The organism is Salibaculum sp., assembly GCF_035270045.1.
In the GTDB taxonomy this organism is placed as follows: domain Bacteria; phylum Pseudomonadota; class Alphaproteobacteria; order Rhodobacterales; family Rhodobacteraceae; genus Salibaculum.
The window spans coordinates 31,034-50,061 of record NZ_DATFIP010000086.1 but is presented as its reverse complement, the minus strand read 5'-3'; the positions used below and the strand labels follow the sequence as shown (position 1 = coordinate 50,061).

Annotated in this window: 15 protein-coding genes; 9 read left to right on the top strand and 6 right to left on the bottom strand. The window is 64.8% G+C overall.

Annotation, left to right across the window (positions count from 1 at the left end; all coding sequences use genetic code 11):
- Nucleotides 1-185 precede the first annotated feature (185 nt).
- The 3 genes from secA to VJ897_RS14775 all read left to right on the top strand — a co-directional run bounded on the left by secA (nt 186) and on the right by VJ897_RS14775 (nt 5,600).
- Nucleotides 186-2,912: a preprotein translocase subunit SecA gene (gene secA, locus VJ897_RS14785; protein ID WP_324056547.1), complete on the top strand. Its 2,727-nt coding sequence runs from the start codon at nt 186-188 to the stop codon at nt 2,910-2,912.
- 133 nt (nt 2,913-3,045) lie between these two features.
- Nucleotides 3,046-4,101, top strand: a complete 1,056-nt coding sequence (locus VJ897_RS14780; protein WP_324056545.1) for a hypothetical protein — start codon at nt 3,046-3,048, stop codon at nt 4,099-4,101.
- Nucleotides 4,102-4,172: 71 nt separating this feature from the next.
- On the top strand, nt 4,173-5,600 hold the full coding sequence (locus tag VJ897_RS14775; protein ID WP_324056544.1) for an OmpA family protein: 1,428 nt from the start codon (nt 4,173-4,175) through the stop codon (nt 5,598-5,600).
- Nucleotides 5,601-5,603: 3 nt separating this feature from the next.
- Here the strand turns inward: VJ897_RS14775 and radC are convergent, their stop codons facing one another.
- The 3 genes from radC to dnaK form a co-directional block, all read right to left on the bottom strand.
- On the bottom strand, nt 5,604-6,395 hold the full coding sequence (gene radC, locus VJ897_RS14770) for a RadC family protein (RefSeq protein WP_324056543.1): 792 nt from the start codon (nt 6,393-6,395) through the stop codon (nt 5,604-5,606).
- 45 nt (nt 6,396-6,440) lie between these two features.
- Nucleotides 6,441-7,598 carry a molecular chaperone DnaJ gene (gene dnaJ / locus VJ897_RS14765; RefSeq protein ID WP_324056541.1) on the bottom strand — a complete coding sequence of 386 codons (1,158 nt, stop codon included), beginning with the start codon at nt 7,596-7,598 and terminating at the stop codon, nt 6,441-6,443.
- Between the two features lie 74 nt (nt 7,599-7,672).
- Nucleotides 7,673-9,592, bottom strand: a complete 1,920-nt coding sequence (dnaK, locus tag VJ897_RS14760; RefSeq protein WP_324056540.1) for a molecular chaperone DnaK — start codon at nt 9,590-9,592, stop codon at nt 7,673-7,675.
- Nucleotides 9,593-9,746: 154 nt separating this feature from the next.
- On the opposite strand from dnaK, the gene VJ897_RS14755 reads away from it, so the two are divergent.
- Entirely contained in the window at nt 9,747-10,382 is a 636-nt protein-coding gene (locus VJ897_RS14755; protein WP_324056538.1) for an alpha-ketoglutarate-dependent dioxygenase AlkB family protein, read from the top strand.
- A gap of 279 nt (nt 10,383-10,661) precedes the next feature.
- Nucleotides 10,662-11,768 carry a cell division protein ZapE gene (zapE, locus tag VJ897_RS14750; RefSeq protein WP_324056589.1) on the top strand — a complete coding sequence of 369 codons (1,107 nt, stop codon included), beginning with the start codon at nt 10,662-10,664 and terminating at the stop codon, nt 11,766-11,768.
- A 219-nt stretch (nt 11,769-11,987) separates the two neighbouring features.
- Here the strand turns inward: zapE and VJ897_RS14745 are convergent, their stop codons facing one another.
- The 3 genes from VJ897_RS14745 to accD are packed head-to-tail and all read right to left on the bottom strand — an operon-like array spanning nt 11,988 to nt 14,769.
- Nucleotides 11,988-12,548, bottom strand: a complete 561-nt coding sequence (locus tag VJ897_RS14745) for a hypothetical protein (RefSeq protein WP_324056536.1) — start codon at nt 12,546-12,548, stop codon at nt 11,988-11,990.
- The gene (locus tag VJ897_RS14740; RefSeq protein WP_324056535.1) at nt 12,545-13,816 is read right to left on the bottom strand and encodes a bifunctional folylpolyglutamate synthase/dihydrofolate synthase; all 1,272 of its coding nucleotides are present in this window, start codon (nt 13,814-13,816) and stop codon (nt 12,545-12,547) included. Before VJ897_RS14740 ends, VJ897_RS14745 begins: the two co-directional genes overlap by 4 nt.
- Entirely contained in the window at nt 13,813-14,769 is a 957-nt protein-coding gene (gene accD / locus VJ897_RS14735; RefSeq protein WP_324056534.1) for an acetyl-CoA carboxylase, carboxyltransferase subunit beta, read from the bottom strand. Before accD ends, VJ897_RS14740 begins: the two co-directional genes overlap by 4 nt.
- A gap of 234 nt (nt 14,770-15,003) precedes the next feature.
- On the opposite strand from accD, the gene VJ897_RS14730 reads away from it, so the two are divergent.
- The 4 genes from VJ897_RS14730 to VJ897_RS14715 all read left to right on the top strand — a co-directional run bounded on the left by VJ897_RS14730 (nt 15,004) and on the right by VJ897_RS14715 (nt 19,028).
- A complete protein-coding gene (locus VJ897_RS14730; protein ID WP_324056533.1) occupies nt 15,004-15,636 on the top strand; it encodes a hypothetical protein in 633 nt (210 codons plus the stop codon).
- Nucleotides 15,637-15,743: 107 nt separating this feature from the next.
- The gene (locus tag VJ897_RS14725; RefSeq protein ID WP_324056531.1) at nt 15,744-16,517 is read left to right on the top strand and encodes a DUF6478 family protein; all 774 of its coding nucleotides are present in this window, start codon (nt 15,744-15,746) and stop codon (nt 16,515-16,517) included.
- An 11-nt stretch (nt 16,518-16,528) separates the two neighbouring features.
- A complete protein-coding gene (locus tag VJ897_RS14720; RefSeq protein WP_324056529.1) occupies nt 16,529-16,915 on the top strand; it encodes a hypothetical protein in 387 nt (128 codons plus the stop codon).
- 88 nt (nt 16,916-17,003) lie between these two features.
- The gene (locus VJ897_RS14715) at nt 17,004-19,028 is read left to right on the top strand and encodes an oxidoreductase (RefSeq protein ID WP_324056528.1); all 2,025 of its coding nucleotides are present in this window, start codon (nt 17,004-17,006) and stop codon (nt 19,026-19,028) included.

Sequence of the window (19,028 nt, the reverse complement as noted above, 5' to 3'; positions counted from 1 at the left end):
GTTCCGTCCTTTATCTGTCGCGTCGGCGCGCGGCGTTGACACCTGAATTGCGGCCCCTTACATCGCCTAGCAGGTCCCGAGGGGGGCCGGTCTTGGCCCCGAACTTAGGCGGCGTGCCGGTCTGGCACAACCAACCTCCTCATACTTTGACGCCATGAGGGCCTGGATCTGGCCGCGGAGACAAAATGCTCGGTTTCGGAACAATCGCGAAAAAGGTCTTTGGGACCGCCAATGACCGCAAGATCAAGGCGACACGCCCGATTGTCGAAAGGATCAACGCGCTCGAGCCCGAGTTCGAAAAGCTCAGCGACAGTGATCTGAAGGCCCGGACCGAGGCGCTGAGAAAGCGCGCCATGGATGATGAGAGCCTGGACAATCTTCTGCCAGAGGCCTTCGCCAATTGCCGAGAGGCCGCCAAGCGTGCCCTTGGCCTGCGCGCCTTCGACGTGCAGTTGATGGGCGGCATCTTCCTGCATCAGGGCAATATCTCGGAGATGAAGACAGGCGAGGGCAAGACCCTCGTTGCGACCTTCCCGGCCTACCTGAACGCGCTGACCGGCAAGGGCGTGCATATCGTCACCGTCAACGACTACCTGGCCCGTCGCGACTCCGAATGGATGAGCAAGGTTTACAATGCCCTGGGCCTGACATGCGGCGTGGTCTACCCGCAGCAGGACGAGGACGAGAAAAAGCAGGCCTACGATTGCGACATCACCTATGCCACAAACAACGAGCTGGGCTTTGACTATCTGCGCGACAACATGAAGTCCGAGCTCAAGGACATGAAGCAGCGCGGGCACAACTTCGCCATCGTGGACGAGGTCGACAGCATCCTGATCGACGAGGCGCGCACCCCGCTCATCATCTCGGGGCCGGCGCAGGACCGGTCCGATCTCTACGTGGCTATCGACAAGGTCATTCCGGACCTGAACGACGACCATTTCGAACTGGACGAGAAGACCCGCGGCGTCACCTATACCGACGATGGCAACGAGTTCCTTGAACAGCGCCTGCACGCAGCCGGGCTGCTGCCCGAGGGGCAATCGCTCTACGATCCCGAAAGCACCACGGTCGTCCACCACGTGAACCAGGGCCTGCGGGCGCACAAACTCTTCACGCGGGACAAGGATTATATCGTGCGCGACGGCCAGGTCGTGCTGATTGACGAGTTCACGGGGCGAATGATGCAGGGGCGACGCCTGTCCGAGGGGCTGCACCAGGCGATCGAGGCCAAGGAGGGCTGCGAGATCCAGCCCGAGAACGTGACCATGGCGAGCGTGACGTTCCAGAATTACTTTCGGCTTTACGACAAGCTTTCGGGCATGACCGGCACGGCCCTGACCGAGGCTGACGAGTTCATGGAGATCTATGGCCTCGGCGTGGTCGAGGTGCCGACAAACAAGCCCATTGCCCGAGCCGACGACGACGATGCGGTCTATCGCACGGCCAAGGAAAAGTTCGATGCCATCGTCGAGACCATCAAGGACGCCAATGCCAAGGGGCAGCCGATCCTCGTGGGCACGACCTCGATCGACAAGTCGGAGTATCTCAGCCAGTTGCTGACCGACGCAGGCGTCAAGCACAATGTGCTCAACGCCCGCCAGCACGAGCAAGAGGCGCAGATCATCGCCGATGCCGGGAAGCTCGGCGCCGTGACCATTGCCACGAACATGGCCGGCCGCGGGACCGACATCAAGCTGGGCGGCAACGTCGATTTTCAGATCATGCAGGCCATCGAAGCCGATCCCGAGGGTGATCCCGAGGCGGTTCGCGAACGCATCGAGGCCGCCCACGAGGCCGATGAAGAGGCGGTCAAGAAAGCCGGCGGCCTCTTCGTTCTTGCCACCGAGCGGCACGAGAGTCGCCGCATCGACAACCAGTTGCGCGGCCGGTCTGGCCGCCAGGGTGACCCCGGAAGGTCGGCCTTTTTCCTGTCGCTCGAGGATGACCTGATGCGCATCTTCGGCTCCGAACGACTGGAAAAGATGCTGTCTGGCCTCGGTATGAAAGAGGGGGAGGCGATCGTCCACCCTTGGGTGAACAAATCGCTGGAACGGGCGCAGGCCAAGGTCGAGGGGCGCAATTTCGACATCCGCAAGCAGCTGCTGAAATTCGATGATGTCATGAATGACCAGCGCAAGGTGATCTTCGGGCAGCGCCGCGAGATCATGGAAGCGCAGGATCTGTCAGAGATCGTCAGCGACATGCGCGAGCAGGTCATCGACGATCTGGTCGACGCTCACATGCCGCCCAAGACCTATGCCGACCAATGGGACACCGAGGGCCTCTATGCCGAGGTCATCGCAAAGCTCGGCATCGACGTGCCGGTCATGGAGTGGGCCGATGAGGAAGGCGCCGACAACGACGTGATTCGTGAACGCCTTGAAGAGGCGGCGGACAAGCACATGGTCGAGAAAGCCGAGGCCTTTGGCCAGGACACCATGCGCAATATCGAGAAGCAGATCCTTCTTCAGACCATCGACACCAAGTGGCGCGAGCATCTCGTGACGCTGGAACACCTGCGCTCGGTCGTTGGCTTCCGCGGCTATGCCCAGCGTGACCCGCTGAACGAATACAAGACCGAGTCCTTCCAGCTGTTTGAGGGGCTTCTGGACGGACTGCGCACCGATGTGACGCAGAAGCTGTCGCAGATCCGGCCCATGACCGAGGAAGAACAGAAGCAAATGATGGCTCAGCTGCAGGAGCAGCAGAAACAGCTTCAAGACGCGGCATCGCGTGAAAATACCAGCGGCGCTGCGGCTGGGGCGCCGGCCGCAGCGGCCGCCGCCGCCGCCACGCGCGAAGGTTTCGACGAGCATGACCCCGCCACCTGGGGCAATCCCGGTCGGAACGAAACCTGCCCCTGTGGATCGGGCAAGAAGTTCAAGCATTGCCACGGGCGCCTGGCCTGACGCCCAGCTTTGTGCCGGGGGCATAATACTGCCCCAATTCCGACGCCAAGACTCCCCGGTTGGGTCATCCTGAGGCCACCGGCAGACGCCAGTTTCCTTCCAGACCACATCGTGGGAAGGAGACTTGGGGATGATGTCCCGCGTCAAACAGATCGCCATGGCCGCCGGCACGTTCAGCGTTGCGTTGGGCATCGGCTTCGTCATGCAGAACGGCGACGCCTTGGCCAACCGTTTCGGCTTGGATGCGCCCGATGGCGCCACGGGCGCCGATGTTGCCGGTGTCAAGCAGGCCGAGGCGCCCGATCCGCAGCCTGCTGCCGGGCTCTCCGGTTTGGCCTTCGAGGCCTCCGCCCCCGCAGTTATGGACCTTGACGCGGTGGTGTCGCTGCCCGGGCCGACCCGGCCGCCAGAGACCCCGGCCGCCCCGGTTCACCTGGCAGCGGTCGAAACCGATATCGCCCCGCAACGACCCGGCACCGCTGACGCCGAGGCCCGCCCTCGTGGTGCGGAGTGCCAGGTCACGCTGGAGGGTACGCCAGACAAGGCAGCGACCGTCGACCTTCGGGTCACGGCGCCTTGTCATGCGGATGCCCCTTTCGTTCTGCACCACCAGGGCCTTCGGGTCAGCGCCATGACCGATGCACAGGGCAGGGCGTCACTTGATGTCCCCGCTCTTGCCCCGACAGGGGCTTTTGTCGTCGCCTTCCCCGATGGCTCAGGCGGGGTCGGTACTGTCACGGTGACCGATTTCGACCGGTTCGATCGAGCGATACTGCAATGGCGCGGTACCCCCGACCTGATGCTGAGCGCCTACGAGTTCGGCGCGGGCTTTGGTGAAGAGGGGCACATTTTTCGCGAGAACACCGCCGATACTGCGCGGGCACTGTCCGGTGAGGGCGGGTTCCTCATGCGGTTGGGGAATCCGGCGGCTGGCGAGGCGCCCCACATGGCCGAGGTCTATACCTTTCCCTCGGGCCAACATGACCGTGGCGATATCGCGCTGGTTGCCGAAGCCCGGATCACAGCCGAGAACTGTAACGCCGAGCTGGCCGCCCAGAGCATCCAGGTGCGCCCGGACGGCACGACCGAAGCATTGGACCTGAGCCTGAGAATGCCGGGCTGCGAGGCAGTGGGTGACTATCTCTACTTGCAAAACATGTTCGAGGACCTGAAACTCGCCGCGCGATGAAGGGGCGATGGGTGCGGGGCAATCGGGAACTACGGAAAGTCGCGGCGATTTTCGCCGCATTTTTCTGTCTGTTGGCCGTCCCGGTCGGGGCCGACCCGATCACCCTGCGCTCGGCCGATGGCGGCGTCGAGGTGACGGGGCGGGTGCTGGCGCATGACGGCGACGTGCTGACCCTTCAGACCGACGCGGGCCGAGTGTCGCTTCGGCTGGAGGGGCTCCTATGTGACGGAGCCGATTGCCCCGGCAAGACGGACCAACCAGTGCTGCGCGTCGCAGTGCAAGGACAGGCGGGGCAGCTTCTGATCCCCGCGCTCTTGGAGGCCTATCACCGCGATACCGGGACGCGGCTGGACCTCGACCTGCACGAGGCGACAGCCGATGATGTGCTCGACGGCTTTCCGGCGCGGCCCTTTGACCTTTTCTTGTCCCCGCACCCGCTGTCGGTGCGTGAACTGGACCGTGCCCGCAAGACGGGGCTGGGCGATCTGGCCAGCACCCGGCAAGGGCGGGTCCTGGCCATGGACGCGCTTGTGCCAGTGGTCGCCGCCGGCCAGCGGCGGGACAGTATTCCTCTCGCGGCGCTGATGCGGCGACTGTCAGGGGCACCGGTTGCATGGACCGACAGCGATGCCGCCATGAACCTGCACCTCCTGGCGGCGACGGGCCCTGACCTGTCCTGGCTCTTGCCCGAGGCGGCAAGGGGCCGTGCCGAGCTTGGGATCACCTGGCATCGGGAAGCCGGTGCGCTGGTCGGGGCCCTGGCGGCTGATCCCGATGGACTGGGGCTGGTGCCCGCCTCGCTTGGAGGTCCCTGGAAACCGCTTGCCCTTTCGGGACCATGTGGATTGCGCGCGCGGGCCACGGGCCGCACGATCCGAACCGAGGATTATCCACTGACCTACCCGGTCTATCTCTACCTGCCACCCTGGCGCCCGCATCCCGGGATTGCCGCCTTCCTCGACTGGGTGCGCGGCGAGTCGGCGCAACTGGTTGTCCGCCGCGCCGGGTTGGTGGACCTGGCCGGTGTGCCCGTTCGGCTGGAGGCCCAGGGTCGTCGCCTGGCCAACGCGATCCGCATGGCTGGCGAGGACGTGCCATTGGGCGAGTTGCAGCGCCTGGTCACCGCGATGGACAGCCATACCCGCATTTCCAACACCTTCCGCTTTGCCCCCGGCTCGACCCGGCTGAACGCGCCGTCACGGTCGCATATCATGCTGCTGGCACAGGCGATCCGTGACGGACGTTACCACGGGCGTGACATCCTGCTGGTGGGCTTCAGCGACGGGCGTGGCCCGGCCGATGCCAACCGGGATCTTGCTGCGGCCAGGGCCGAGGCTGTGAAAGAGGACCTGATGCGGGCGCTGGGCGGGGATCTGCCGTTCAACGTCGGGCTGGCCACCGATGCCTTTGGCGAGGCCATGCCGCTGGCTTGCGACGATACGCCCATGGGGCAACGCGCCAACCGGAGGGTCGAGATGTGGGTGCGGGCGCGGCGCTGAGACCTAAAGCAGCCCCTGCGCGCGAAAGCTCAACTCGCGTGACCGGCCGATCACGAGATGATCGTGCAGGGCGATGCCAAGGGCGTTGGCTGCCTCGTGGATCTGACGGGTCATGTCGATATCGGCGTCCGAAGGGGTCGGGTCGCCCGAGGGATGGTTATGCACCAGGATCAGGGCCGAGGCGTTGAGTTCCAGCGCGCGCTTGACCACCTCGCGCGGGTAGACGGGCACGTGATCGACTGTGCCCTGACCCTGGGCCTCGTCCGCGATGAGGATGTTCTTGCGATCCAGGAAAAGGATTCGGAACTGCTCGGTATCGCGATGGGCCATGACCGTGTGGCAGTAGTCCAGAACGGCATCCCAACTGCTGATGACATGGCGCCGCAGCACCTTGGCGCGGGCCATGCGATGGGCCAGCGCTTCGATGATCTTGAGCTCGGTGGCCACGGCCGCTCCCACGCCCTCTATGGCCTCCAGGCGGGTGACGGGGGCCGATAGCACGCCGTTTACGTCTCCGAAGGTCTCGATCAGGCGCCGGGCCAGCGGCTTGACGTCCTGTCGGGGGATCGCGCGGAACAGGGCCAGTTCCAGAAGTTCGTAGTCTGGCATGGCCGTTGCGCCCCCGGTCCGGAACCGCTCACGCAGGCGCTTGCGGTGATCGGCCAGGTAAGAGGGCGGGCGCTTCCCCCGGCGGCGCGGCGCGTGGGCGACCGCCTGCCCCTCATGATTCTCGGTCAGAAGGTCCGGCTGCAGGCCGGGCAAGGGGGCTTCGGAAAAGGCGCGCGGGTCCGACATGGCACCAGACTTGCGCCGATTCCCTTTCCGAAGCGTTAACGCGGCTTAACCCTTCATCGACTCCCAGAAGTTCTTGACCGACTTGAAGAAGTTCGAGCTTTGCGGGTTGTTGTCCTCGGCCTGCTTCTCGAAGTCGCGAAGCAGCTCTTTCTGGCGCGCGGTCAGGTTCACCGGCGTCTCGACGGAAAGTTCGATGAACATGTCGCCCGATCCGCCGCCGCGCAAGCTGGGCATGCCCTTGGACCGCAGCCGCATCTGCCGGCCGGATTGACTGCCTGCCGGTATCTTCACGCGCGACCGGCCGCCGTCGATCGTGGGAACCTCGATGTCCCCACCCAGTGCCGCCGCGGTCATGGAAACGGGGACGCGGCAAAACAGGTGGTTGCCGTCACGCTCAAACAGGTCGTGCTCGATCACGTCGATGAAGACATAAAGATCGCCGGACGGGCCACCGCGCATCCCGGCTTCGCCTTCGCCCGCGTGGCGAATGCGCGTGCCGGTCTCGACACCCGGGGGCACGTTGACTGCAAGCTGCTTTTCCTTTTCGACGCGGCCGGCGCCGTGGCAGGTCTTGCAGGGGTTCTTGATGGTCTGGCCCATGCCGTTGCAGGTGGGGCAGGTCCGTTCGACGGTGAAAAAACCCTGTTGCGCGCGCACCTTGCCCATGCCCGAACAGGTTGGACATGTCACCGGCTCGCTGCCGCCCTCGGCGCCCGAGCCGTCGCAGCTGTCACATTGTACCGATGTTGGCACGGTGACGGTCTTCTGGGTGCCGGTATAGGCCTCTTCCAGGGTGACGCGCATGTTGTAGCGCAGATCGCTGCCGCGGGCCGCCCGCGAGCGTCCGCCGCCGGGGCCACGGCCCCCCATGAAATCTCCGAACAAATCGTCGAAAACATCCGAGAAGGCGCTGGCAAAGTCGCCTTGGCCCTGAAAGCCGCCGCCCGGGCGACCACCACCACCGCCGCCCATGCCCCCCTCGAAGGCGGCGTGGCCGAACCGGTCGTAGGCGGCCTTTTTCTCGGGATCCTTGAGAACCTCGTAGGCTTCGCCCGCCTCCTTGAACTGCTGCTCGGCTTCGGGGTTGTCGGTGTTCCGGTCCGGGTGCAGTTCCTTGGCCTTCTTGCGATAGGCCTTCTTGATGTCGTCGGAGCTGGCGCCCTTGGAGACCCCGAGAACCTCGTAATAGTCACGTTTGGACATTCGCGTTTCCCCCTATGGGTCGCAAAAGGCCGACCCGCCACTGGGTGCGGGCCAGCCTCGGCGCGTGGTTTCCCTCAGGCGCGCTTGTTGTCGTCGTCGAGGTCCTCGAAGTCGGCGTCCACGATGTCTTCGTCGGCGCCGCCCGTACCCTCTTCAGGGGCCTCGGGATCGGCATCGCCGGACTCTTCGGCCTGTGCCTTGTAGATCGCCTCACCCAACTTCATGGCCGCCTCGGTCACGTTCTGGATGCCGGAACGGATCTTCTCGGGGTCCTCGCCCTCCAGATCCTCCTTGAGCGCAGAGATCGCCAGTTCGATAGCCTCGACAGTGGTCGGGTCGACCTTGTCGCCGTGGTCTTCCATCGACTTTTCGGTCGAATGGATAAGGCTTTCAGCTTGGTTGCGGGCCTCGACAAGGTCCTTGCGCTGCTTGTCGGCCTCGGCGTTCTCCTCGGCGTCCTTGACCATCTGTTCGATGTCATCCTCGGACAGGCCGCCCGAGGCCTGGATCGTGATCTTCTGATCCTTGCCGGTGCCCTTGTCCTTGGCCGAGACATTGACCACGCCGTTGGCGTCGATGTCGAAGGTGACCTCGATCTGTGGCATCCCGCGCGGCGCCGGCGGGATATCCTCGAGGTTGAACTGACCCAGAAGCTTGTTGTCGCTGGCCATCTCGCGCTCGCCCTGGAACACGCGGATGGTCACCGCGTTCTGGTTGTCCTCGGCGGTCGAGAAGACCTGGCTCTTCTTGGTCGGGATCGTGGTGTTGCGGTCGATCAGCCGGGTAAAGACACCGCCCAGCGTCTCGATGCCGAGACTAAGCGGCGTGACGTCCAGCAGGACCACATCCTTGACGTCACCCTGAAGCACACCGGCCTGGATGGCGGCGCCCATGGCGACCACCTCGTCAGGGTTCACACCCTTGTGCGGTTCCTTGCCAAAGAACTTGGTGACCTCGTCGAAGACCTTGGGCATCCGTGTCTGGCCGCCGACCAGGACGACTTCATCGATGTCGTCCGTCGACAGGCCCGCATCCTTGAGCGCGGCCTTGCACGGCTTGATAGACGCGGTGACCAGGTCGCTCACAAGGCTTTCCAGCTTGGCGCGGGTCAGCTTCATGACCATGTGAAGCGGCGAACCGTCGGACCCCATCGAGATGAACGGCTGGTTCACTTCGGTCTGAGACGCGCTGGACAGCTCGATCTTGGCCTTCTCGGCGGCTTCCTTGAGGCGCTGCAGGGCCATCTTGTCCTTGGTAAGATCGACCCCGTTCTCTTTCTTGAACTCATCCGCCAGATAATTGACGATCCGCATGTCGAAGTCTTCACCGCCCAGGAAGGTATCCCCGTTGGTGGACTTCACCTCGAACAGGCCGTCGTCGATTTCCAGGATGGTCACGTCGAAAGTGCCGCCGCCAAGGTCGTATACGGCGATCGTCTTGGTTTCCTTCTTGTCGAGCCCGTAGGCCAGCGCGGCCGCAGTCGGCTCGTTGATGATGCGCAGAACCTCGAGGCCCGCGATCTTGCCGGCGTCCTTGGTGGCTTGGCGCTGGGCGTCATTGAAATAGGCGGGCACGGTGATGACCGCCTGGTCCACCTCTTCACCGAGGTAGCTCTCGGCGGTTTCCTTCATCTTTTGCAGGATGAAGGCGGAAACCTGGCTGGGGCTGTACTTGTCGCCCTTGGCCTCGACCCAGGCGTCGCCGTTGCCACCATCGATGACCGAGAACGGCATGTTCTTGTTGTCCTTGGCAAGATCGCTGTCGTCGAGGCGACGGCCGATCAGGCGCTTGACACCGAAGATGGTGTTCTCGGGGTTGGTGACAGCTTGCCGCTTGGCCGGCTGGCCGACAAGGCGTTCATCGTCCGTGAAGGCGACGATCGAGGGCGTCGTGCGCGCCCCTTCCGCGTTCTCGACAACGCGGGGCTGGCTGCCATCCATGATGGCAACGCAGGAGTTGGTGGTCCCTAGGTCAATTCCGATGACTTTGGCCATTTTACAAATCCCTTCCTTCAGGCGGTTTGAGCGGCTGGGCCCGTTGTGGCACCCCGGCCTCATGGATTCTGGTAGATCGGGGCCATCCCCAATCCGGATCACGGCGTATATAGGTAGGTGCAAAGGGGCCTGCAAGCCGGGGAAAGGCAATGCGATGAGCAATTTCGGGGAATCTGGACAGAGCGTTGCGTCGACGCTCTGTCGGCGCGGGGTCGATTTCTGGCAGCCCTGGCTGTCGCCGGAGGACCAGCAAGAGATGCTGGCCGACATTCGCGCGGTGGCCGCCCGAGCGCCTCTTTTCGTGCCCGTGACGCCCTCGGGCAAGACGATGAGTGTGCGCATGACCGCCGCAGGCCGCTTTGGCTGGGTCACCGACAAGGCCGGCTACCGCTATGAGCCGCGCCATCCCCAGGGCATGGACTGGCCGCCGATCCCGCCCTCGGTTCTGGACGTCTGGACGGCGCTCTCTGGCAGCGACCGTGCGCCTGAATGTTGCCTTGTGAACTACTACCCGCCGGGGTCCCGCATGGGGATGCATCAGGACCGTGATGAAGCCGACTTCGGTCAGCCGGTGCTGTCGATCTCGCTGGGCGACGAGGCGCTGTTTCGGATCGGCAACACGACTCGCGGCGGCAAGACCGAGAGTGTTTGGCTGCGCTCGGGGGACGTACTGCGCATGGGCGGCGACGCTCGCCTGCTTTACCACGGGATCGACCGGGTCAGGGACGGCAGTTCGGCGCTTCTCAAGGACGGGGGCCGGATCAATCTGACCCTGCGCGTGGTGACCTGACCGCGCGATTGGCCCTCGGCGTTTCCGGAATGCCCTGATTGCCGGGGCGCGGCCCACCCTCCGCGCGGCAGCGAAAGACGATACTGACCGGCGCAAGATGTTCCCGACATGCCCCGGTGTGCGACACAGCCATAGGCGTATTTGGTCAAGGTCAGACTGTCCCCGATCATCCCCGGGCGATCCATGAAGGTCGCGCCGTGGCGGGGTCCCGGGTGCTTCGTCCAACCCGAGGGGCCGCTTGCGCTTTTCAACCGCCACCTGCCACGCTATCACACGGCCATGGGACGGGTTCAGGATGCTTATTTCGACCGGGTCGAGGCGGGCGAGTTGCATCACGATGCAGCGCAGGAAGCCGTCCTGGACGAATTGGAACGGGTGCGCCTGGCCCTGAAAAACCCGCCCGCGCGTCCGAAAAAGGGGCTGTTCCGCAAGGCGCAGCCGGTCGAGCCGCCAAAGGGGCTGTACATGTGGGGCGGCGTCGGGCGCGGCAAGTCCATGCTGATGGACCTGCTGGTTGACCTGGTCGAGGCGCCCAAGTGGCGGGCACATTTCCATGCCTTCATGCAGTGGGTCCACGCGGAGATCGCCAAGGCCCGCGAAACGGGCGTCGACGATGCCATCCAGCCCGTCGCCGAGGCTTTGGCCGCCGACGTCCGGTTCCTTGCCTTCGACGAGATGCAGATCAACGACATCACCGATGCCATGATCGTGGGCCGGCTGTTCGAGGCGCTTTTCGCGTCCGGCGTGACGGTGGTGACCACTGCGAACCGTCCCCCTGACGACCTGTATCGCGACGGGCTGAACCGGCAGCTTTTCCTGCCCTTCATCGACTTGATGAAAGACAGGCTCACAGTCTGGGAACTGGTCAGCGATACAGACTACCGGCAAACCGTTCTGGCAGGGTCGCCGTCTTACTTCACGCCCGCCGACACGGCGGCGCGCGAGCAGATCCGGTCGATCTGGACGGAATTCACCGGTTGCAAGGCCGAACCCATGGTGCTGCGGGTCAAAGGGCATGACCTGCACATCCCCGGCTTCTACAACGGCGTGGCGCGGGCCAAGTTCCACGACCTCTGCGGGCGGGCCCTGGGGGCGGCGGACTATCTCGCCCTTGCAGAAGTGGCGCGCGTGCTGATCCTGGAGGATATCCCCCTGCTGGGCCGGTCCAACTACAACGAGGCCAAGCGGTTCGTCACCCTGGTCGATGCCCTCTACGAGGCGAAGGTCCACCTGATCTGTTCTGCTGCCGCTGCGCCGGACATGCTCTATGTCGAAGGCGAAGGCGTTTTCGAGTTCGAGCGCACCGCCAGTCGCCTGCGCGAGATGCAGGGCATGGATTGGGCCGGCACCGGCCCGACCGGCGTATCGGGCGCGGCGCATTCCTGACACAAGAGGACGAGCCTTCTGGCCCGTCCCCCCGCCCTGCCAAGACTGTGCGGGTGTCCGCCGCGTACGGATCGGACAAGATGCAAGGGCCGACCTTAACTGCTTGTCCGCAACCGGATACGCGCCGTATAAGGTTGAATTGGCTGCTTGGCCGCAAACATATCGTATCCAATACTAGATATAGCGACTGGGGAATCCGCAGGTCAAAGAAAAACCGAATCAGGAATTCGTTTTTCTTTCCCACGTCGCCAGCCGCGCCTCGTTGTCCCTGAGCGCGCCCAGCAACGGGGCCCCGCCGCAATCGAGCGCGGCCGCGCCCGACCCGTAGACGGGAAACCGGGTGTACCGGTTGATCATGCTGTCGGTGATCCAGGTGTCATTGACGCAGAGGTCCTGCGCGTTGGTGCCTGAATTGAATCCGAACCCCGGGTCCCCGCAGTCGTTGGCGCGCCCCCCGGCGTTCCAGGCCTGTCCCTCGGGGCCATCGTGCATGCCTCCTGTTGGAAAGACCATGCGCACCGGATCGAAGGACAGGTTCCAGCTGGTGTCGGCGGTCAGTTGCGAAAGGTCCCAGCTGCCGATGGGAATGTCATGGTGAAAGCCCTGTATGAAAAAGCCTGTGACGTCGTCATGTCTGACCAGCGCTTGTGACAGGCGGACATCGGGGACGGTCATGCGCCCCTCCATCCGGTAGCCGTTGTCGCCCTGCCAGCAGAACACGAAGTCTGCCGCCTTGGCGGGCGTGGCGAGCAGAAGAAGAATGGCACAAAGCCGGATCATCCGTTTTCCCTCAGGACATGCCCGGCCAGGTATAGCGATCCGCAGATCAGGATACGCGCCTCGGGTTGGTCGGCGGTGATGGCTTGCAGGGCGCCGTCGAGGTCCGGAGCAGTCGTTGCCGACATGCCTGCCTGCGTGGCGGCCCGGGCCGTGGTCTCGGCGGGCAAGGTGGCGGCCTCGCCGGGGATGGAAATCGCCGTCAGGCATTCGGCATGGCGGGCGAGTGGTGCCATGTAGCCGGTGATGTCCTTGGTGTTCAGCATCCCGCAGACCAGATGCGTCGGGCGTTCGGGCAGGCCGTCCAGCGTTGCCGCGAGCGCCGCACCCGCAGCCGGGTTGTGCCCGCCGTCGAGCCAGATCTCGGCGCCGCGGAAGCGCTCGACAAGCGCGCCCCGCGTCAGCTTCTGCATCCGGGCGGGCCAGACGGAGTCGGTCATTGCGGCCTCGCAGGCCGCCTCACCGAACCCCAGTTGACGAAGGCCGGCCAGTGCCGCACCGGCGTTCTCCACCTGGTGAGGGCCGGGCAGGCTTGGCAGGGGCAGATCCAGCAGGCCGGTCTCGTCCTGGTAGGTCAGGCGCCCCCGGTCTTCCGCCACCTGCCAGTGCTGGCCCAGGGCCTTCACCGGGGCCGCGAGGCCCGCGGCGCGGTCTTCGATCACCTGCAGCGCGGCGTCATGCTGACGCCCGACGATGCAGGGCACGCCGCGCTTGATGATCCCGGCCTTTTCGGAGGCAATCTGTGGCAAGGTGTCGCCCAGGAATTGCTGGTGATCCATGTCCACCGGGGTGATGATGGTCAGCGCTGGGCGGTCGACCACGTTTGTCGCGTCCAGTCTCCCGCCAAGGCCCACCTCGAGCAGCGTGTAATCCGCCGGGGTCTCGGCAAAGGCCAGCAGGGCAGCGCATGTCGTGATCTCGAAATAGGTGATCGGCTCATCGCCATTGGCCCGTTCGCAGCGCTCGAGGGTTTCGGCCAGGTGGTCCTCCGAAATCAACTCTCCTGCCAGCCCTATGCGTTCGTGAAACCGCGCCAGGTGCGGCGAGGTATAGGTGTGCACGCGGTGCCCTTCCCCCTCCAGTCCGGCCCGGATCATGGCAAGTGTAGATCCTTTTCCGTTGGTGCCTGCGATGTGTATCACCGGCGGCAGGCGCTCCTGCGGGTTGTCCAGGGTGTCCAGGAGACGCCAGACCCGGTCCAGTGTCAGGTCGATGATCTTGGGGTGCAGGGCCATCATCCGTTGCAGGATGACGTCGGACCCGGCGCTCACGCCTCAGGGTCCTTTTCCGGGGCGGCGCCCTCTGCCGCCTCGTCGGGGGCCGCGTCGGCGACCGCAGCGTCGGGCGGGGCGGGCAGGTCACCGGCGATGGCGGGACCTTCGCCCATCAGAATGCGCGTGATCGTGATCAGTTCGTCGCGCAGTTGCGCGCGCGGCGTCACACGGTCCAGCATGCCGTGATCCAGCAGGTACTCGGCGCGTTGGAACCCCTCGGGCAGCTTTTCCCGGATTGTCTGCTCGATCACCCGTGCCCCGGCGAACCCGATCAGGGCATTGGGCTCGGCGATCTGCACATCGCCCAGCATGGCGTAGGACGCGGTGACGCCGCCCGTTGTCGGATGGGTCAGGACCACGATATAGGGCAAGCCCGCTTCCTTGAGCATCTGCACCGCGATGGTGGTGCGCGGCATCTGCATCAGGCCGAGGATGCCCTCTTGCATCCGGGCGCCACCCGCGGCCGAGAACAGGATCAGCGGACGCTTCGTATCAATCGCGCGCTCGGCGGCAGCGATGATGGCATTGCCGACATACATCGACATCGACCCGCCCATGAAGGAAAAGTCCTGCCCGGCCGCGACGATGGGGGTGCGGCCGATCTCGCCCTCGACGACCAGCATGGCCTCTCGTTCGCCGGTCTTTTTCTGCGCCGCGCGCAGGCGATCGGGGTATTTCTTCTGGTCACGGAATCTCAGCGGGTCCTCGACCGGCTGGGGCACGTCGACCTCGGTGAAGACGCCGCCGTCGAAGAGCGCCCTGAAGCGATCCCGTGGCGTGATCCCCATGTGATGCCCGCAGGAAGGGCAGACGTTCAGCGCCTCTCTCAGTTCCCGATGGAAGAGCATCGTGCCGCATTCATCGCATTTCGACCACAGGTTCTCGGGCACCTCGCGGCGCGAGAAGATCGAGTTGATGCGCGGGCGGACGTAGTTGGAAATCCAGTTCATGGGCGCCTCTGACGTTGCGCGACAGGGATAAGGCGGGCGCGGATGGAATGCAATCAGCGACGGATGGCCGCCAGCGCGTCTCGATCCTGTGCCGGGGCGGTGACCACGGCCATGGCCGTGCACGGTGTCGTGCCGCATGGCCCACGACCTGGCGGTGTGAACCGGGGCAATCGGGCTTGTTCCCCCGGGGGCCCGCCATTAGACCGACACGGGCGAATGGCGCGGAGGAGGATCATGCGCAAGACCATTCTGGCGCTGTTGGGGCTGGCCTGGCTGTCGGCCTGCACAGACGGGGCCGCCTTTCCCGGGTTGGGGCGCGACATGACCGGTGACGGCATCCGCACCCTCTCAGTGCTGGATGGCGCGGTGCGTGTACGCGGCCCCCGGGGCTACTGCGTGGACCAGTCCGCCAGTGTGGCTTCCAAGGGGTTCGCGATTATGGCGGGCTGCGCTTTGTTGTCAGACCGTGCCGCGATGATGCCGGATCGCGCGGGGTTGCTAACGGTGCAGTTCGGGGCGCCGGGCAGCGCGCTTGTCGGCGCAGGGTCCAATGACCTGGCCGAGGTGCTGCGTGACGATGCCGGGCAGGCCCTTCTGGCCAGTGGCGAAGACGGGGTCGAGATCGGCAAGGTCCGTGTTGGTGACGGCGTCGTCCTGGTCCGGTTCGAGGATCGCGCGGGCGCGCCGATTCCGGGGACGACGCCCACGGTATGGCGCGGCTTTACCGATATCGGTGACCGGTTGGTCACGGTCTCGGTCCTGAGCTACGAGCGTGATCCGCTGGACAGCGAGGCGGGCCGCAGCCTTTTGGAACTCACGCTGCAGGCCCTCGCCGAAGTGAACCGCCCGGCGATCGGGGGCGCCTGACCGTCGGCCCAAGGGTGAAGATTTCCCGGCATCGTCGGCAAATGTTTCCTTTCATGAAACAATTTGGCAGGTATGTTGCCGAAAGTTAAACAACGCGAAGGCGTCACATGGCAAAGCTGCGCAAAGGGCTGCTGGCACGGTTCGTAAACCGCCGGATGCGACAGTACTGGTCGCGCGCGGCTGCGCAGGCCCCGCGAACCGAGCTGTCGGAACTGCGCCGCCAGCGTGACGCCGCCCGCAACCTGAGGCACACGCTGGACGAACTGACCTACCAGGCCGACAGCCGCCTTGCCCTGCCGAGGATCGGATCGACGGCTTTTCCCCGCCCGCAGGGAACCGACTGGTCCTGGCGGCCCCAGGCCTGGCGCGGGGCACTGCCCGTCAAGGGCCTCGTCGCGGTCGAAACCCGAACCACGCTGGGTGACGAGGTCACGCTGTTCCACGATTGCCGCGTCTCGGAACTGACGCTGCGCCAGCTCCGAAACACGCGCGAGGCGGACCTTGCACCCTTCGGCCTGCGCCTTGACGTGTTTCAGTTCGATGGCTCTTTCCTCAGCCTTGTCGTCGACCTGCCGCAGACGGCCTGTGATGGTTTGCGCAAGAGGCACCTGCTGCGCCTGGACGTCATCGTCGAGATGGAAAAACCGCTCGAGATTTTTGCGCGTCTCAACGTCCGGCACGGGCCGAATACAGAACAGATCGTGCGGGAATTGCCCCTGCACGAGGACAAGGTCATGGTCGAGTTCGACCTTGCCTATACCAACCTCAACGAGAAGAGGGTCGAAGCCGCCTGGGTAGACCTGATCTTCGAGGGGCCGCAGATGAACCAGGTGACAATCCGGGATGTCACCTTTTGCCGCGTGCCCCGGGCCGCGCTTTGATGGGGGATGCCATGGGACAGGACATGACGCTGACCAAGCTGCGCTTGATCGAGGGGGTCTGGCACGGTGTGCTCAGCCGGGACAGGCGCGACAATTGGCAGCCGGATCTTGTCGTCACGCATCTGGATCAGACCATCGAGGGTGTCGAAGTCGAGGAGGACCGGGTCGAGGAATGCTGGTATGTCCGCGTACCAATTCCGGCGGATCGGCTTGCGGACGGGGTACAGACTTTTCTGATCCGTGACCGGCGCGAGGACGAGGTGTTGGCCTCCTTCGCCATCGTCGCCGGTGATGCCCTGGCCGAGGATATCCGCGCCGAAATTGGCCTGCTGCGGGCTGAACTGGACATGCTGAAAAAGGCGTTTCGTCGGCATTGCGTGGAAACCATGGACGAGTGACATGATCCGTGGCGGTCGCATTACGCCGCGTCCCGCGTGACCTGCGCGTCAACTTGCGGCAAGACGAAGCCCCATAGGGAGGCACTCCATGACCGACTATCCACACTTGCTTGCTCCGCTTGACCTTGGATTCACCACGCTCAAGAACCGCGTTCTGATGGGGTCCATGCACACCGGGCTGGAGGAAACGAAGGACTGGAACCGCGAGGCCGAATTCTACGCGGAACGGGCGCGCGGTGATGTGGCGCTGATGGTCACTGGCGGCATGGCCCCGAACCGTGAAGGCGGCGTCTTTCCCGGCGCGGCTGGGCTCTTCACCTCGGAGGACGTCGCCAATCATCGCATCGTCACGGACCGGGTGCATGACTCTGGCGGCAAGATCGCCATGCAGATCCTGCACGCGGGCCGATATGCCTATGGGAAGGACTGCGTCGCGCCCTCGGCCATCAAGTCGCCGATCTCGCCGTTTGTGCCGACCGAGCTGGACGAAGACGGGATCGAGAAACAGATCGCCGACATCGTCACCGCCGCCGCCCGCGCCCGCGAGGCGGGCTATGACGGGGTCGAGGTCATGGGGTCCGAGGGCTATTTCCTGAATCAATTCCTCGTCGAGCATACCAACAGGCGCAGCGATCGCTGGGGCGGCAGCCTGGACAACCGCCAGCGTCTTCCTGTCGAAGTGGTGCGCCGGGTGCGCGCGGCAGTGGGTGACGATTTCATCTTGATCTACCGGTTGTCCATGATCGACCTGATCCCCAGGGGCCAGACTTGGGACGAGGTCGTCATGCTGGCATCCAAGATCGAGGCTGCGGGGGCTAGCATCATCAACACGGGCATCGGGTGGCATGAGGCGCGCATCCCGACCATCGCCACCAGCGTGCCGCGCCGGGCCTTTTCCTGGGTCACGAAAAAGCTGATGGGGCAGGTGGGTGTGCCCGTCATCACCTCGAACCGTATCAATACTCCGCAGGTGGCCGAGGACGTGCTGGCCGAGGGATGCGCCGACATGGTCTCCATGGCGCGGCCCTTCCTGGCCGATGCGCATTTCGTCAAGAAGGCGGCAGAGGGGCAGGCGGCCCTGATCGCCCCCTGCATTGCCTGCAACCAGGCCTGTCTCGACCATACCTTTTCCATGAAAATCGCGTCCTGCCTCGTGAACCCGCGCGCCGCGCACGAGACCGAGATCACCCTGGATCCGGCCGTGCAGGTCAAGCGCGTCGCCGTGGTCGGCGCGGGCCCGGCGGGGCTGTCGGCGGCGGTGACCGCGGCCAGCAGGGGTCACGACGTGACGCTTTTCGACAAGGCCGGGACCTTGGGCGGTCAGCTCAACATGGCAAGGCGTATCCCGGGAAAAGAGGAATTTCACGGACTGGTGGACTGGTTTGCGGCGAGCGTCAGCGCCACTGGTGTGAAAACCCGTCTCGGCACCGAGGCCACCGCGGGGATGCTTGTGGAATTCGATGAGGTCATCATCGCCACCGGGGTCGCCCCCCGTGATCCGTCGATCCCCGGGCAGGACGGCGCCAACGTCCTGTCCTATGTCGACGTCCTGTCGCGTGGCGCAGACGTGGGCGACCGGGTGGCGGTGATCGGGGCCGGCGGGGTCGGCTTCGATGTCGCCGAGTTCCTGACCGTTGACGACAGCCCGACCGAGGACCTGAACGACTGGATGGAGGAATGGGGCGTGGGCGACCCGGAGCAGGTGCGTGGCGGTTTGCGCCCCGAGGGCCCGAAGCCTGATGTCCCGGCCCGAAAGGTCACGCTGCTGCAACGCAAGGCGCAGAAACTGGGCAAGGGGCTGGGCAAGACCACCGGCTGGATTCACCGTGCCAGCCTGCGGATGCGCAACGTCGAGATGATCGGCGGCGTCAACTACGAACGGATAGACGCGGACGGGCTGCACGTCACATTCGGCGAGGGCCGCGAAAACCCGACACTGATCGAGGCCGACACGATCGTTCTCTGTGCCGGTCAGCTTTCCGAACGCCGCCTGGCCGACGCTCTTGAGGAAACCGGGACGGTTGCGCATGTCATTGGCGGGGCCGACGTTGCGGCCGAACTCGATGCGAAACGGGCCATCGACCAGGGCGTGCGGCTGGCAGCCGCGCTCTGA

Bases quoted from the DNA above. Each gene is read 5' to 3' on its own strand.
- accD (WP_324056534.1), bottom strand. From the start codon at position 14,769: ATGAACTGGATTTCCAACTACGTCCGCCCGCGCATCAACTCGATCTTC.
- VJ897_RS14725 (WP_324056531.1), top strand. From the start codon at position 15,744: ATGGCAAAGCTGCGCAAAGGGCTGCTGGCACGGTTCGTAAACCGCCGG.
- dnaK (WP_324056540.1), bottom strand. From the start codon at position 9,592: ATGGCCAAAGTCATCGGAATTGACCTAGGGACCACCAACTCCTGCGTT.
- VJ897_RS14745 (WP_324056536.1), bottom strand. From the start codon at position 12,548: ATGATCCGGCTTTGTGCCATTCTTCTTCTGCTCGCCACGCCCGCCAAG.
- VJ897_RS14755 (WP_324056538.1), top strand. From the start codon at position 9,747: ATGAGCAATTTCGGGGAATCTGGACAGAGCGTTGCGTCGACGCTCTGT.
- VJ897_RS14730 (WP_324056533.1), top strand. From the start codon at position 15,004: ATGCGCAAGACCATTCTGGCGCTGTTGGGGCTGGCCTGGCTGTCGGCC.
- secA (WP_324056547.1), top strand. From the start codon at position 186: ATGCTCGGTTTCGGAACAATCGCGAAAAAGGTCTTTGGGACCGCCAAT.
- dnaJ (WP_324056541.1), bottom strand. From the start codon at position 7,598: ATGTCCAAACGTGACTATTACGAGGTTCTCGGGGTCTCCAAGGGCGCC.
- radC (WP_324056543.1), bottom strand. From the start codon at position 6,395: ATGTCGGACCCGCGCGCCTTTTCCGAAGCCCCCTTGCCCGGCCTGCAG.
- VJ897_RS14720 (WP_324056529.1), top strand. From the start codon at position 16,529: ATGGGACAGGACATGACGCTGACCAAGCTGCGCTTGATCGAGGGGGTC.
- VJ897_RS14780 (WP_324056545.1), top strand. From the start codon at position 3,046: ATGTCCCGCGTCAAACAGATCGCCATGGCCGCCGGCACGTTCAGCGTT.
- zapE (WP_324056589.1), top strand. From the start codon at position 10,662: ATGGGACGGGTTCAGGATGCTTATTTCGACCGGGTCGAGGCGGGCGAG.
- VJ897_RS14715 (WP_324056528.1), top strand. From the start codon at position 17,004: ATGACCGACTATCCACACTTGCTTGCTCCGCTTGACCTTGGATTCACC.